The organism is Paludifilum halophilum, from assembly GCF_002245355.1.
GTDB classification, from domain to species: domain Bacteria; phylum Bacillota; class Bacilli; order Thermoactinomycetales; family DSM-45169; genus Paludifilum; species Paludifilum halophilum.
On the sequence record NZ_NOWF01000072.1, the window covers coordinates 1 to 455 of the forward strand.

Sequence of the window (455 nt, forward strand, 5' to 3'; positions counted from 1 at the left end):
GGCTGTACTCCTCGGGCTGGTCTCCGGCACAGTTGGCGCTGTCCACAGCCTTCGCTTACTGGTGTCTGCCGCAGCTGTTCTTCTACGGCCTCTACACGCTGCTGGGCCAGGTGCTCAATGCGAAGTCGTCGTTCGGCCCCTATATGTGGGCGCCTGTGCTCAACAACGTCGTTGCGATCGCTGGTCTCGCCGCGTTCATTCTCATCTTCGGCACGAACAACTCTGCAACCCACGATCTCGATACATGGACCCCGGACAAGATCGCCCTCGTCGCCGGAACGGCGACCCTCGGCGTCGCGGCTCAGGCGCTCATCCTCATCTGGCCGCTCAAACGCATCGGCTTCAAGTACAAGCCGACGTTCGGATTCCGGGGAGTCGGTCTCGGCTCGGCCGGCAAGGTCGCGTTCTGGACGTTCGCAGCCATGCTCATCGGCCAGATCGGCTTTCTCATCATC

The 455-nt window shown here is 62.0% G+C and carries 1 protein-coding gene; it reads left to right on the forward strand.

Annotation, left to right across the window (positions count from 1 at the left end; translation table 11 throughout):
* A partial coding sequence (locus CHM34_RS18430) for a lipid II flippase MurJ (RefSeq protein ID WP_240512075.1) occupies positions 1 to 455 on the forward strand: 455 nt, incomplete at both ends.